The organism is Anoxynatronum sibiricum (assembly GCF_039414295.1).
In the GTDB taxonomy this organism is placed as follows: Bacteria; Bacillota; Clostridia; order Peptostreptococcales; family Tindalliaceae; genus Anoxynatronum; species Anoxynatronum sibiricum.
Genome location: NZ_JBCITM010000027.1, coordinates 1 through 12,928, shown reverse-complemented (window position 1 = coordinate 12,928; position 12,928 = coordinate 1). Strand labels below are relative to the sequence as shown.

Genomic DNA, 12,928 nt, shown 5'->3' with positions numbered 1-12,928 from the left:
AGTAGGGTAATCATGAATCAAATCATTGCTGATGTGGGTGTGTATGAAACAAGGGCAGCAGTGGTTCAAAATGGACGTATTATGGAAATGCATGTTGAAAGACATAACTACCGGAGTCTCGTGAATAATATCTACATCGGTCAAATTGTGAATCGACTGCCTGGTATGCAAACCATATTTGTTGATGCAGGATTACACAAAAACATATTTATATATCAGGAAGACCTGACTGTGCCTTTCAACGATTTGCATGAAGGTGACTTAATAATGCTGCAAGTTTCGAAAGATGCTTTTGGTGATAAAGGGCCTAAAGGTACTATGAGAATGGCTATTCCTGGACGGTTCCTGATAATGCTGCCAAACGATAACCACATAGGCATCTCACATAAAATTAACGATCTTTCAGAACGAGATCGTCTTGAAGAATGGGCACGAGCCATAATAGACAACCATACGGGCATGATCATCAGAACTGCTGCTTTTGAGCAAAATTCAGAAGCTTTAACGAAAGACTGGCATTATCTTCAATCTGTATGGAAACACATTGAAAATGAAAGCAAGCAAATGATCAAAAAAATAGTATACCGTGAACAATCGCTGCTGCCTCGTCTGCTGCGAGATGCAGCCAATCGAAGCACCAATCGTATTCTGATTAATGATTGTGAAGAAGCGCAACAGCTTAAATCTTTATGCCAGTTTACGCAGCCTGATTTACTGTCTGTTATTCAAGAAACTGAAACAGGTTCCAGTCCGTTCAATGATGAAAATTTTGAACTTGAATGGAAGCGATTGATGAGTTCTGAAGTGCATCTCGAAAACGGGGGAACACTTGCCATAAATGCGACAGAGGCATTAACAGTAATTGATGTTAACAGCGGACGGTATATTGGCAGTCACGGTTTTGAGGAGACAGCACTTCATGTGAATCTTACTGCAGCTGTTGAAATTGCTCATCAACTGAGGGTGCGTGATATTGGTGGAATTATTCTAATTGATTTTATTGATATGAAAAAAGAGACAAACAATAAAATGGTGCTGGAAAGTCTGGATAGGGCTTTGGCAATTGATCGCCAAAAAACTGTTATAATGGGCATGACACAACTGGGATTAGTGGAAATGACCAGAAAAAGAAGTAGAAGCAATCTGGCTTCTCTTTATCAAACAACGTGTCCCTGCTGCCATGGTTCTGGTGCAATTCTATCTGTTCATTGGTTGGCATATGAACTGGAAAAGGCCTTTAGACGCTATCAACATCATTCGGAAATCAAAGAAGCGCATGTGACCTTGCATCCCACAAGGTATCAGCAACTGTGCACCCACGAACTGGATTTAACAGCTTTAGCAAATGCTTACGGTTTGAATCTAAACCTGACACACTCAAAGTCAATCGAAGTTGAAGATTACACACTGTCTTTTCGTTGACAAATCAAGTGTTAGATGGTATAATTCAAATTTGTAGAAGCCGCACAAATCAGGTTGTAAATTCTGGGAGCTGAATGATGCTTGAGCGAACCTCAGATACCTTTATTTGGCGAGACTGGGATGAGGAGGTGTGACGATGTACGCAATCGTAGAAACCGGTGGTAAACAATATCGAATTCAAGAAGGCTCCACCGTTGTAGTTGAAAAACTGGCTGTATCAGAAGGTGAAAAAGTAGTTCTTAACCATGTGCTGGCTGTTTCAAAAGATGGCAGCATCACAGTTGGTGAGCCTTTTGTAGCAGGTGCTTCTGTGGAAGCTACCGTGATTGAGAATGGAAAATCTGACAAAGTGATTGTTTTCAAGTATAAGTCCAAAAAAGACTATCGCAGAAAACAGGGACACAGACAACCTTTCACAAAGTTGAAAATTGAAAGCATTAAAGCATAGGAATCCCTCATGATCAACGTAAAAGTGTGGCGCAATCCACAAAATGATATTGTACGCTATGCTGTGAGAGGCCATTCAAATATTGCGCCGATGGGCAAGGATATTGTTTGTGCAGCGGTCTCTGTACTGGCTCAAACAAGCATCATTGGTTTATATGAGGTGTTGGGTCAAAGACCCAGGTACAGCATAGAAGATGGGTTACTGGAATGCACAATTATTGAAGATTTGAACGAAACACAACGCAGGGAAGCAACTTTGTTGCTTGAAACGATGTTACTGGGATTTCAAAATATTCAGCAACAATATCCGGATATTATCGTCATTGATGACGAGGAGGTGTCATAATGATTTTTCAAATGAACTTGCAGTTGTTTGCCAGTAAAAAAGGTGTAGGTAGCTCTAAAAATGGACGCGACAGCATTTCCAAGCGACTGGGAACAAAAAAGAGCGATGGTCAGCTTGTTACTGCCGGAAATATTCTGGTACGTCAACGCGGCACAAAAATTCATCCCGGTTTAAACGTTGGTAAAGGCGGCGATGATACGCTGTTTGCCATGATTGATGGGATCGTTAAGTTCGAAAGAAAAGATAAAAAGAGAAAGCAGGTTAGCATTTATTCTGCTGAGACCCTGCAAGCACAGTAAGAGTTCAGCCGCCTGTCAGGCGGCTTTTTATTTAGAATAATAGAGATTTTTCATTGGTTGAACTGAAAGAAGGTGAATCATATGTTTGTTGATCAGGCAGAAATCTCTTTGAAAGCTGGAGATGGCGGCAACGGCATTGTAGCGTTCAGAAGAGAAAAATATGTGCCGGATGGTGGTCCGGATGGTGGCGATGGTGGTAAGGGTGGCGATGTTTGGATCATTGCAGACAGTAACCTTAGAACACTTATGGATTTTCGGTATAAAAGACATTATAAAGCCGATAAAGGTGAAGATGGTAAAAAGAAGAATATGTTCGGAAAAAGTGGAGATGATCTTGAGTTGCTGGTTCCATGTGGTACACTGATTATCAATAAGCAAACAGGTATCATGCTGGCTGATCTCGTGAGACCAGGCGATCGTTTTTTAGCGGCAAGAGGCGGTAAAGGCGGCAAAGGAAATGCACGCTTTAAGACACCAACACGACAGGCTCCGCAATTTGCCACAGCGGGTGAGCAGGGTGAAGAAATTGAAATTATGCTTGAACTAAAGCTGATAGCCGATATCGGTCTTTTGGGCTTTCCAAATGTTGGCAAATCGACTCTGCTGTCTGTAATTTCTGAAGCACGCCCCAAGATTGCCAATTATCATTTCACCACACTGACTCCCAATCTGGGAGTTGTGAAAGGAAAAGGCGGTGACAGCTTTGTGGTTGCCGATATTCCAGGGCTGATAGAAGGTGCATCGGAAGGTGTTGGGCTCGGACACGATTTTTTAAGACATATTGAGCGAACAAAAGTGTTGATACATGTGATTGATGCCGCCGGACTTGAGGGGCGTGATCCGTTGGATGATTATGAAAAATTAAATCAAGAGCTGTTTCAATACGCTAAAGCTTTAAAAGAAAAGCCCCAAATCATCGCTGCTAATAAGATGGACCTGCTTTTCGACGAAGATAAAGTGGCTGTTTTGAAAGCTGGTTTTGAAGAGAAACAAAGACCTTTCTATGAGATATCAGCAGCCACTGGTGCCGGTATTGACGAACTGATGACAGCAGCTGGAAAAATGCTGAAAGATGAGGAACAGCGTCTTGAACATGAGAGTCTCAACATTGAAACGGCTGAGCGAGTTGTCACACTTCCACAAAAGGATATAGAGCGATTTACTGTACGAAAGCAAGATGGTATTTACTTGGTTGAGGGAGACTTGGTTAGAAAACTGATCTATTCACTTAACATGGAAAGCATGGACTCACTTTTGCACTTTCACCGTATTCTTGAAAAGCATGGTGTTATTGGAACGTTGAAAGAAATGGGTATTCGCGAAGGTGACACAGTTCAAATCATGGAAGTTGAGTTTGAATTTACCGATCAAATGGACCCCGGACATTAGAAAGATAAATGAACATCAATATGAGGTGGTGCCATGAAAACGAGTGTTTTAAAACGCATTGGTATCTTGGGTGGAACATTTGATCCTGTTCATCTGGGACATCTCACACTGGCTCAAGCTGCACTGGAAGAATGCAATCTTGATATTGTATATTTTGTGCCTGCAGGAGAACCGCCGCACAAAAGAGGGCAGTTGATTTCACCAGCCGAACATCGACAGAGAATGGTCGAGCTGGCAATTCAAGGACAACCATTTTTTAAACTTTGCAACTTTGAAATAATGCGTCGAAAACCCAGCTATACAGTGCACCTAATGCACCATATGCAGCATAATTTTCCAGGCTCAGAACTGTTTTTCATCCTTGGAGCAGATTCTTTATTGGAAGTTGAAAGCTGGTATCAATTTGAAGAGTTGTTTCAATTGTCAAAGTTCATTGTTGTCAAGAGGCAGAAAAACACTGATGCAGAATTACTGAATAAAATAGCATTTTTTCAGTCGGAATTCCATGCATCCATTCAACTCATACAGGCGGTTAGAATGGATGTGTCGTCTTCAGAAGTTCGTTCAAGGACTGCTGATGGTCAATCCATTCTTTCAATGATTCCTGAAACTGTTCAGCGTTATATTAGACAACATCGATTATACCAGAGCGACACGAAAGGAAACGCCAATGAACATCAATGAAGCACGGTTAAAGCACATTGAGCAAGTATTGGCAAAAAGAATGAAAACCGGCCGATTCCAGCACACATTGGGAGTTCGCAATGCTGCCCTGCGCATGGCCGACCAATTCGGTGCAGACCGCGAAAAAGCAGCGATGGCGGCATTGTTTCATGACTACGCAAAGGGATTCAACAAAGAAGAATTACTTCAGACAGTAAGGCTCTATCACCTGCAGCCTGATTCTCTTATGGTTCAAGCCCATCAATTACTTCACGGAAGCGTTGCTGCTGCAATCGCACTTAATGAGTTCGGTATTGATGACGATGAAGTTTTAAAAGCGATTGAATATCACACCACAGGCCGTAAACACATGGGAACAATTGAAAAAATTATTTATTTGGCTGATTTCATCGAAGAAGGGCGTGATTATTCTGGTGTTGCATTCCTTCGAGAATTAGCTTATCGGGAGCTGGATCTGGCAGTATATCAGGCGCTGACCAACACAATGATTTATGTGTTGGAAACTGGAAAACTGCTACATCCAAATACCGTGGAAGCGCGCAATCATATGTTAAATGAACTGGGTGAAAGGAAAGTGAATGCTTTAAAAAAAATGTGGGAGGGATTATATGGAAAAGACTCGAGAAATTCAACTGGTGGAAACTATCCTTAAGAGTATTGATGATAAAAAAGGACAGCAACCAATTGTGCTGGATCTACGTGATATATCATCACTTTGCGACTTTTTTGTTATTGCCAGTGCACCTTCAGTTCGTCAAGTAAAAGCCATTGCAGAAAATATCCGTGAAGATCTGGAAATGAATGATATTATTGTCAGACACCAGGAAGGATTAAAAGAGTCGCGTTGGATCTTACTGGATTATGGTGATGTGGTTGTCCATCTTTTCATCACAGAAGATCGAGAACATTACCAGCTGGAATCAATCTGGAAAGATGCACCAGTGCTCGATATTGACACAAATTAAGCCGATCATGTATAATAAGTTGAACTATGAGGGTATCGTGAAAATATGAAATAAAGAAAAATGAATGAAACTAATTATTTATGGAATGGTGAAAGAAATAGTAAGCAAGCGTCACTTTCAGAGAACCGATGGTTGCTGTGAATCGGTAGTGACAAATGGTGAACTCATCTTTTGCGCAGCGTTCCAGGGGTGGTTCCCATATCAGCCGGTTAAGTGGACTTTCTGTCAAACAGGGTGGTACCGCGGATTTCGATTCGTCCCTGTCCTGGACGGGAAGTTTTTTTGTATTCACTTGTTCTTTCGTTTCATACTAATCTGTAATCAGAGGAGGATGACTGTTGGCGACCTATGATTTTAATCACATTGAAACAAAATGGCAACGTTATTGGGAAGAAAATCAAGTTTTTGAATTAAATGGCTCTGATCGACCTCAATATTATGCGCTGGAAATGTTTCCCTATCCTTCTGGCAAAATTCATATGGGTCATGTGCGCAACTATTGCATTGGTGACGTGATTGCCCGCTTTAAAACGATGCAGGGCTATGATGTATTGCATCCAATGGGATGGGATGCTTTTGGTCTGCCAGCAGAAAATGCGGCGATTCAGCATCAGATTCACCCGGATACATGGACAAAATCCAATATTAACGAAATGAAAGAACAGCTCAATCGTCTGGGATTAAGTTATGACTGGAGTCGAGAAGTTGCCACCTGCACACCGGACTACTATCGATGGACGCAATGGATTTTTCTCCAGTTCTATCATAAAGGGTTAGCTTATAAAAAAGAATCCAGGGTCAACTGGTGCCCCTCTTGCGATACTGTGTTAGCTAATGAGCAGGTTGTGGACGGTCAATGTGAACGGTGTGACAGTGCGGTAAACAAAAAAAATCTCAACCAATGGTACTTTAAAATTACTGATTATGCTGAAAAGCTTCTGGAAGACCTTGACTTGCTGAAAGGCTGGCCGGATAAAGTTAAGACCATGCAATCCAACTGGATTGGAAAAAGTACCGGCGCAGATATTCAATTTCCAATTTCAGGCAGTAAAAAAGTTCTTACTGTTTTTACCACACGTCCCGATACAGTTTTTGGTGCCACTTACATGGTGCTGGCACCTGAACATGCAGTTGTGGAAGAACTGGTTTCAGGTACATCCTATGAGAAAGATGTACAGGATTTCGTCCACCAATTACAACACTTGTCTGATGTGGAACGTACTTCTGCCGAAACAGAAAAAGAAGGCCGATTTACTGGGAGATACTGCTTAAACCCATTTACAGGGCAGGAAATTCCAATCTACATTGCCAATTATGTTTTGGCTGATTATGGAACGGGCGCCATTATGGCTGTACCTGCCCATGATCAACGAGATCTTGACTTTGCAAACAAGTATGGCATATCGGTGATACCTGTGATTCTTCCACCTGAAACTGAAGAACCATACAAAATTGATTCTGATGCATATACTGGTCCTGGAACGATGATCAATTCTGGTCAATATAATGGAATGGAGAGTCAAGAAGCTTTTAATGCTATCTGTCAGCAAATGGAGAGCGGAGGGACTGGCAAGCAAACCATCAGCTACCGATTGCGTGACTGGCTTCTTTCTCGTCAGCGCTACTGGGGAGCACCAATTCCGGTGGTCTATTGTGATCATTGCGGTATTGTCCCTGTTCCTGAAAAAGATCTGCCTGTTACACTCCCATTAGATGTTGCTTTTAGTGGAAAAGGAAAATCGCCGTTAACTACCAGCACATCCTTCTTGAAGACAACATGTCCGACATGCGGCGAAGAAGCGACGAGAGAAACAGACACGATGGATACTTTTGTGGACTCTTCATGGTACTTCCTGAGATACACAGACCCCCAAAACAGTGAAAAGCCGTTTGATAAGTCTCTGGCGAATCAATGGATGCCCGTTGATCAATACATTGGAGGCGTCGAGCATGCCATCCTGCATCTGCTGTACTCTCGTTTCTTCGTTAAAGTGATGAAGGATATTGGTTTACTTGATTTTGATGAACCCTTCAATAATTTACTGACTCAGGGAATGGTTCTCAAAGATGGTGCAAAAATGTCCAAATCAAAAGGAAATGTCGTTAGCCCGGCAGAAATCATTAAACTGTATGGTGCCGATACGGCACGGTTGTTTGTTCTCTTTGCAGCTCCTCCAGAACGTGATTTGGAGTGGAGTGATCAGGGAGTAGAAGGTTGCTACCGATTTTTAAACCGAATTTGGCGTTTGGTAACAGAAGCTATTAACGATGATCTCATTCACCTTGAAAACACACAGGAAACTCCTGAAGATAAATCACTGCGTTATAAAATTCATTACACAATTTCCAAAGTGACTGACGATGTCGAACAACGATTTAATTTTAATACAGCCATAAGTGCTGTCATGGAACTTGTCAATGAGCTTTATAAATATAAAGCTCAGAAAAAAGAAGATATTAACGGACAGCTGCTTCAGGAAGGCATTGAAACCATGATCCAGTTATTGGCGCCTTTTGCACCTCACATGATTGAGGAGTTGTGGCAGCTAATGGGTCATCGAGAAAGCGTTCACTTGGCTGAATGGCCAAAGGCAGACAAAAGTGCGCTGGTGAAAGATGAAGTGGAGATTGTTGTACAGATTAATGGAAAGGTCAAAGAAAAGTTGATCATTTCTTCAAATCTTTCAAAAGAAGAAACAGAAAAACTGGCAATGGGACACGATAAAATCAGACAAACCATCGAAGGACAACAAGTGGCCCGTGTGATTGTCGTTCCAGGCAAGCTGGTAAATATTGTTGTGAAGCCTTCCTGAGTAATTGTGAGGAATGCAAAGAAAGGAAAGCGTTATGGAAACCATTAATCGAAAAAAGCTACATCCTATTCTTAAAAGTATGATACCGCTGGTTGAATCCATCGGTAAAACATTTGGAAAAAACTGCGAAGTCGTGCTTCACGAAATTGGTGATTCTTATAAAACAATAGTAGCTATCCATAACGGTCATGTAACCGGGCGTTCGGTAGAGAGTCCCATGGTTAATGAAGGTCTTGAATCGGTGCGAAGCAAAGGCAACCATTCTGACCACATTCTTAACTACCAGAATAAAAGTTCGAATGGGAAGACGCTCAAATCTTCCACAATGCTGGTTCGGGACGAACAGGATCAAGTGATAGGATGCCTTTGTATTAATTTGGATATATCTGAGTTCATGATTGCACGAAAAGTACTTGAAGAAGTGACCTGGATTGAATCGCCGGAAGACCCCTTGGCAGTTGATCCCTCCAGCAGCAATGTCAACGATGTATTAAATCATCTACTGACTGAAACCCTGGAAATCAGTGGAAAACCTGTCGCCTATATGAACAAGGAAGAAAAAGTAGCGATTGTTCGCAAACTTGATGAGCAGGGAGCATTTCTTATCAAAGGAGCTATTGATTCAGTGGCAAAAGTCTTGTGCGTATCGCGTTATACCATCTATAATTATCTTGATGAAATTCGAGTAGACAGTTAAAATAAAGGAGGATATTACCCATGAATCAAATGATTAGCACAGAAAAAGCACCAGCTGCCATTGGCCCTTATTCCCAGGCCGTGCAGGCAGGAGACATGATTTTTGTATCAGGTCAACTTCCATTAAACCCTGATACGATGGATTTTGTTTCAAATGACATACAGGATCAAACACGACAATGCCTTGATAACTTGATGGCCATTTTAGAAGCAGCTTCCTTTTCAAAAGAGAACATCGTTAAAGTAACCGTCTTTTTAAAAGACATGAATGATTTTGCCAAAATGAATGAAATTTATGCCACTGTCTTCACCGATCACAAACCCGCCAGAGCTGCAGTTGAAGTTGCTCGCTTACCCAAAGATGCCCAAGTGGAAATTGAAGCCATTGCCATTAAAAACGCCTGATTGATAAATGTGCGATGCATTTGAAATGAAAAGCCCGGTTACGGCAGAAGATCTGCTCGTTACCGGGCTTTACTATTCATAAGACTCGTATTGTTGATATCTGTCGGTTCTGGCTTGCATCCGGCGAATGCGTTTTTTCTTTCGACGCAAATGATTTACGTAGCTTTGCCAAATCAGAAAGAATAGTAAAAAGGTCGGCAATAAATAATTGCGATAGCTGATGCGTTGATATACAGGCACGAAATCAACTTGCTGTTGATTGACCAGCGAGATCTGCCCAATCATGTTATCTTCATAAAAATACTCAACCAAACCCAAAATAGTCCCGGGCTCAATGGGGGCAGTGATACTTTCATCAATGAGGGAGAGTTTTGGCTGAATATCATCTGCCATGATATTCCTTGGAATAACAAATGACAGCGTACTGTCACTAAATAGCGCCAAAGAATCCTCGGTACCGTTTAAAACAGGTATCGCAGTTAGCTCAGATCCCGACTCAACAAGAGTGACGGTATGAAAATGTTGAAAACCATAATCAAGCAGTGTTCTTGAATCTGAATAAATATTTTCCTGCTCAGCATTCAATACGACGGCAATAAAATGCTGGTCACCAAAATGCGCCGAGCTTACCAGACAGTTGCGCGCACTGTTGGTATAACCTGTTTTGATACCATCTACCGGTTCATAAAAAATATCGGTACTCACTCCCTGATACATCATTTGATGATTTGGGCCGGTTCCCCAGAGAAAGCGGTTAGAATTATTATAAACCCGTTGGTCGGTTTCGCCGGTGGGGGGGATGACAAGTGACCGATTGGCAACAATTTCGCGAAACAGATCGTGACTCATCGCTTCCCGTGCGATCATTGCCAAGTCATAGGCGGTTGTTGTATGTGATTCATTTGGCAAGCCATGAGGATTGGTGAAATGAGTGTTTTTAGCGCCAAGGGCGGCAGCGCGTTCATTCATCAAAAGAACAAAAGAATCAACAGAACCTGAGATATGCCGGGCCAACACTTCGGCCGCATCATTGGCAGAACGAATCAATAATGCTTTTAAAAGTGTTTCCACTGAAAAAGATTCACCGGGGACGATGTACATGCTAGACCCGGTCACTCCAGGCTCGTAGTCGATATGAACAATATCATTCAGCGATGCATTTTCTAGTACCAACAGCGCTGTTAGAATTTTAGTGGTGCTGGCTGGAAAAGTGGGTTCATTGGCATTTTTATCAAAAAGAATGGTGCCAGTATTTAGATCCATTAAAACAGCACGTGGTGCAATAATATCGGGTTCAACCGCTGCTGGAAAGGCATAAACAGGAGTGATTAAAAGGGAAAACATTATCGATAGAAACAGCAGGCTCGATAGAACAGTTTCTGAAGTGCGTTTAATTGAGAATTTCAATGAGTGATCAGCTCCCGATAAAAATAAGAATAGTTAAAAGTCTTGGTGAAGAAAGACAGACATTTCATCCCACAAAGCCACTATTATATAGTACAATAGATTTGTTAATTTGTTAAGAGTGGAAGACATCAAATCAGATTTCCATTTTTCGTCCTGAAGGAGCTGACACATGTGGCACTGTCGCGGCAACATAAGTGGATTTTTATTATTGGAACCTGTTTACTGTTTGTCATTTTGGGACTTTATCAACATTATGAACAACAAAAAACGATTTATATCCTTTCGGAAATAGAGAAAACCAATCTTTCTGAACAGCCTCAACCAGAAAGTGCTCTTTCAGCGGCTTCAGCTATAGAACTAGAAAAAAGGATAATCATGGTTCACATCGAAGGAATGATCCAACACCCAGGTGTTTATGAACTGGAAGAAGAGGCACGTTTGATTGATCTCGTTCATTTAGCTGGTGGCCTCAGGGAAGGAGCTGCCAAAAAAGTTAACCTGGCACAAAAATTACATGATGAAGCCTTTGTGTTTATTCCCAGTGAAGAAGAATTTGACTTAGAAGTGGATACTACGTTACCGACCTTAAATTTTAAATCTTCTGTTTCATCATCTAACAGTCAGCTGATCAATATTAATACAGCTGACCAACGTCAGTTGGAAACACTCCCCGGCATTGGACCAGTTCTGGCCGAAAGAATTGTGAATTATCGGGAACAGCATGGTCTATTTAAGACGCTTCTAGAATTGAAAAAAGTCAGTGGAATTGGAGATAAGAAGTTTCAGGACTTGGAATCATCCATTACCATTTGAAAACACTTGATTATCGGAATGAAGGCACTGAAATGATATATAATGCGATGATAAGGAGGTGGCGTATATGGAATCAACACGGCTGACAACCCTGACAAAGAGCGCCGGCTGAGCGGCTAAAATTGGACCGGAGGTCCTGACTCAGGTTTTGGGGCAGTTGCCTAAAAAAATAGATCCAAGAGTACTTGTAGGCCTTGAGACAAGTGATGATGGTGCAGTCTACCAATTAACTCCGGATTTGGCGATTATCCAAACGGTCGATTTTTTCACACCTGTTGTGGATGATCCCTACACATTTGGGGAAATTGCCGCTGCCAATTCCCTAAGTGACATCTATGCCATGGGGGGAACGCCGATTCTTGCTTTGAATATCGTTGGATTTCCCAATTGCCTTTCAGCCAAGGTGTTGGAAAAAATTCTGCAGGGAGGGGCTGCAAAAGTATTGGAAGCAGGAGCTTCTTTGGTGGGGGGGCATTCGGTGGAAGATGATGAGCCCAAGTATGGTCTTTGTGTAACGGGAACTGTTCACCCTGATCATATACTCACTAATAAAAATGCTAAACCGGGAGATAGGCTGATTCTGACAAAACCGTTAGGAACTGGCGTGCTTAACACAGCTATTAAGGCTGAACTGTTAAGCAAAAGTGACTATCAAGAAGCTGTATCAGTAATGACGTTGTTAAACAAATCTGCGCTTGATGCCGCCAGAGGTGGTAGAATTAATGCTTGCACTGATATTACCGGGTTTGGTCTTTTGGGTCATGCCATAGAAATGGCTGAAGGAAGCGGAGTGACTATCCGGCTTAAAATGTCGGCAATCCCTTTTATTTCTGCAGCGATTGCCAACGCTCGAATGGGTTTAATTCCAGGGGGAATGTATCGAAATCGCGATTACTTTGGATCGCGTGTACAGGTCACAGGAGAAATTGACGAAGCATTGTTGGACTTGTGCTATGATCCGCAAACTTCTGGTGGATTATTGCTGGCAATACCCGAAAATGATGTTTCGCGAGCACTGGAATCTCTCGCAAAAATGCTGCCCTGTGCATTTGCCGAGATTGGTAGCGTTGGAGAAGCTGGATCATATTCAATAGAAATAAGTGAGTAATATTAAGAACTCAACTTTCCCACCCAAGGGAAAGCAAAAAAACCTTGAAAATCGCTAATAAACATTCGTGAAAAACATATAGAGAACCCCCTGTAAGTGGTATAATAGAAGTATCCAAGTCCCACTAATACCAA

The 12,928-nt window shown here is 41.9% G+C and carries 14 protein-coding genes; 13 read left to right on the top strand and 1 reads right to left on the bottom strand.

The annotated features are described in order from the left end of the window. The first annotated feature begins 12 nt into the window (after positions 1–12). The 11 genes from AAIG11_RS16505 to AAIG11_RS16455 all read left to right on the top strand — a co-directional run bounded on the left by AAIG11_RS16505 (position 13) and on the right by AAIG11_RS16455 (position 9,466). Positions 13–1,422 (top strand): Rne/Rng family ribonuclease, encoded by a 1,410-nt coding sequence (locus AAIG11_RS16505; protein ID WP_343187338.1) that lies wholly within the window; start codon positions 13–15, stop codon positions 1,420–1,422. Positions 1,423–1,558: 136 nt separating this feature from the next. Further along, the gene (gene rplU / locus AAIG11_RS16500; protein WP_343187337.1) at positions 1,559–1,870 is read left to right on the top strand and encodes a 50S ribosomal protein L21; all 312 of its coding nucleotides are present in this window, start codon (positions 1,559–1,561) and stop codon (positions 1,868–1,870) included. Between the two features lie 9 nt (positions 1,871–1,879). Next, the gene (locus tag AAIG11_RS16495) at positions 1,880–2,215 is read left to right on the top strand and encodes a ribosomal-processing cysteine protease Prp (RefSeq protein ID WP_343187336.1); all 336 of its coding nucleotides are present in this window, start codon (positions 1,880–1,882) and stop codon (positions 2,213–2,215) included. Between the two features lie 2 nt (positions 2,216–2,217). Beyond that, positions 2,218–2,514, top strand: coding sequence for a 50S ribosomal protein L27 (rpmA, locus tag AAIG11_RS16490; RefSeq protein ID WP_343187368.1), 297 nt, complete (start codon positions 2,218–2,220; stop codon positions 2,512–2,514). Between the two features lie 81 nt (positions 2,515–2,595). Next, positions 2,596–3,903 (top strand): GTPase ObgE, encoded by a 1,308-nt coding sequence (gene obgE / locus AAIG11_RS16485; protein WP_343187335.1) that lies wholly within the window; start codon positions 2,596–2,598, stop codon positions 3,901–3,903. A gap of 33 nt (positions 3,904–3,936) precedes the next feature. After that, the gene (nadD, locus tag AAIG11_RS16480) at positions 3,937–4,587 is read left to right on the top strand and encodes a nicotinate-nucleotide adenylyltransferase (RefSeq protein ID WP_343187334.1); all 651 of its coding nucleotides are present in this window, start codon (positions 3,937–3,939) and stop codon (positions 4,585–4,587) included. Next, positions 4,574–5,239, top strand: a complete 666-nt coding sequence (gene yqeK / locus AAIG11_RS16475) for a bis(5'-nucleosyl)-tetraphosphatase (symmetrical) YqeK (protein ID WP_343187333.1) — start codon at positions 4,574–4,576, stop codon at positions 5,237–5,239. Before nadD ends, yqeK begins: the two co-directional genes overlap by 14 nt. Further along, positions 5,196–5,552, top strand: a complete 357-nt coding sequence (gene rsfS, locus AAIG11_RS16470) for a ribosome silencing factor (RefSeq protein ID WP_343187332.1) — start codon at positions 5,196–5,198, stop codon at positions 5,550–5,552. The genes yqeK and rsfS overlap by 44 nt, the downstream gene beginning before the upstream one ends. Before the next feature lie 335 nt (positions 5,553–5,887). Then, positions 5,888–8,365, top strand: coding sequence for a leucine--tRNA ligase (gene leuS, locus AAIG11_RS16465; RefSeq protein WP_343187367.1), 2,478 nt, complete (start codon positions 5,888–5,890; stop codon positions 8,363–8,365). 34 nt (positions 8,366–8,399) lie between these two features. Beyond that, positions 8,400–9,062 (top strand): helix-turn-helix transcriptional regulator, encoded by a 663-nt coding sequence (locus tag AAIG11_RS16460; protein ID WP_343187331.1) that lies wholly within the window; start codon positions 8,400–8,402, stop codon positions 9,060–9,062. 20 nt (positions 9,063–9,082) lie between these two features. Continuing rightward, complete coding sequence (locus AAIG11_RS16455) at positions 9,083–9,466, top strand: RidA family protein (RefSeq protein ID WP_343187330.1); 384 nt, start codon at positions 9,083–9,085, stop codon at positions 9,464–9,466. A 72-nt stretch (positions 9,467–9,538) separates the two neighbouring features. Here the strand turns inward: AAIG11_RS16455 and AAIG11_RS16450 are convergent, their stop codons facing one another. Beyond that, complete coding sequence (locus tag AAIG11_RS16450; RefSeq protein ID WP_343187329.1) at positions 9,539–10,873, bottom strand: D-alanyl-D-alanine carboxypeptidase family protein; 1,335 nt, start codon at positions 10,871–10,873, stop codon at positions 9,539–9,541. Positions 10,874–11,044: 171 nt separating this feature from the next. Here AAIG11_RS16450 and AAIG11_RS16445 point away from each other — a divergent pair, with 171 nt between their 5' ends. Further along, the gene (locus AAIG11_RS16445) at positions 11,045–11,686 is read left to right on the top strand and encodes a helix-hairpin-helix domain-containing protein (protein ID WP_343187328.1); all 642 of its coding nucleotides are present in this window, start codon (positions 11,045–11,047) and stop codon (positions 11,684–11,686) included. Between the two features lie 67 nt (positions 11,687–11,753). Continuing rightward, positions 11,754–12,794 (top strand): selenide, water dikinase SelD, encoded by a 1,041-nt coding sequence (gene selD / locus AAIG11_RS16440; protein ID WP_343187327.1) that lies wholly within the window; start codon positions 11,754–11,756, stop codon positions 12,792–12,794. Positions 12,795–12,928: the final 134 nt, after the last annotated feature.

Excerpts from the sequence above, each read along its gene's own strand:
- AAIG11_RS16505 (WP_343187338.1), top strand. The coding sequence starts at position 13 with ATGAATCAAATCATTGCTGATGTGGGTGTGTATGAAACAAGGGCAGCA.
- AAIG11_RS16495 (WP_343187336.1), top strand. The coding sequence starts at position 1,880 with ATGATCAACGTAAAAGTGTGGCGCAATCCACAAAATGATATTGTACGC.
- rplU (WP_343187337.1), top strand. The coding sequence starts at position 1,559 with ATGTACGCAATCGTAGAAACCGGTGGTAAACAATATCGAATTCAAGAA.
- yqeK (WP_343187333.1), top strand. The coding sequence starts at position 4,574 with ATGAACATCAATGAAGCACGGTTAAAGCACATTGAGCAAGTATTGGCA.
- AAIG11_RS16455 (WP_343187330.1), top strand. The coding sequence starts at position 9,083 with ATGAATCAAATGATTAGCACAGAAAAAGCACCAGCTGCCATTGGCCCT.
- obgE (WP_343187335.1), top strand. The coding sequence starts at position 2,596 with ATGTTTGTTGATCAGGCAGAAATCTCTTTGAAAGCTGGAGATGGCGGC.
- AAIG11_RS16460 (WP_343187331.1), top strand. The coding sequence starts at position 8,400 with ATGGAAACCATTAATCGAAAAAAGCTACATCCTATTCTTAAAAGTATG.
- nadD (WP_343187334.1), top strand. The coding sequence starts at position 3,937 with ATGAAAACGAGTGTTTTAAAACGCATTGGTATCTTGGGTGGAACATTT.
- rsfS (WP_343187332.1), top strand. The coding sequence starts at position 5,196 with ATGGAAAAGACTCGAGAAATTCAACTGGTGGAAACTATCCTTAAGAGT.